This window comes from Ursidibacter arcticus, from assembly GCF_009761375.1.
Lineage (GTDB): Bacteria > Pseudomonadota > Gammaproteobacteria > Enterobacterales > Pasteurellaceae > Ursidibacter > Ursidibacter arcticus.
Genome location: NZ_LEKM01000056.1, coordinates 1 through 503, shown reverse-complemented (window position 1 = coordinate 503; position 503 = coordinate 1). Strand labels below are relative to the sequence as shown.

Genomic DNA, 503 nt, shown 5'->3' with positions numbered 1-503 from the left:
GACATATTCGACACCTGCAAATCTTCAACGTAGATCATTGCGTGGTTTTTGCTGATTTTGCTTGAAGTTTGGTGCAAGAAGTCTTTGCGACAGTTAGCAATTTTGTGGTGTAGTTTGGCGATTTTCGCCTTTAATTTCTGCCAGTTTTGGCTAAATTTAACTTTGTTTTTAAGTTGGCGTTGCAGTTTTGCAAGTTTGCCTTTGTCGGTTTTAAAAGCGTTTAACGGCTCAAAAAATTCACCGTTTGAAAGCGTAGCAAAACGTGCAATGCCCATATCTATGCCGATTTCTCCGCCTTTGTGGGTTGGGATTTCGTATTCAAATTCGGTTTGAATACTGACAAAAAAGCGACCGCACTTTTGGCTAACAGTAACATTTTTGATTTCGCCTACCACATCACGGCTATTGCGATAGCGAACCCAGCCGATTTTTGGGAGATACAAGCGGTTATTTTTTTGTTCAAGTTTACAACCTTGCGGAAAGCGAAAGCTCTCTTTCAAGCC

Annotated in this window: 1 protein-coding gene; it reads right to left on the bottom strand. The window is 41.0% G+C overall.

Features of this window, described 5'->3' with window-relative positions; genetic code table 11:
• The coding region (locus tag A1D25_RS11020) for an RNA-guided endonuclease InsQ/TnpB family protein (RefSeq protein WP_157393997.1) at positions 1 to 503 on the bottom strand (503 nt) is incomplete at both ends.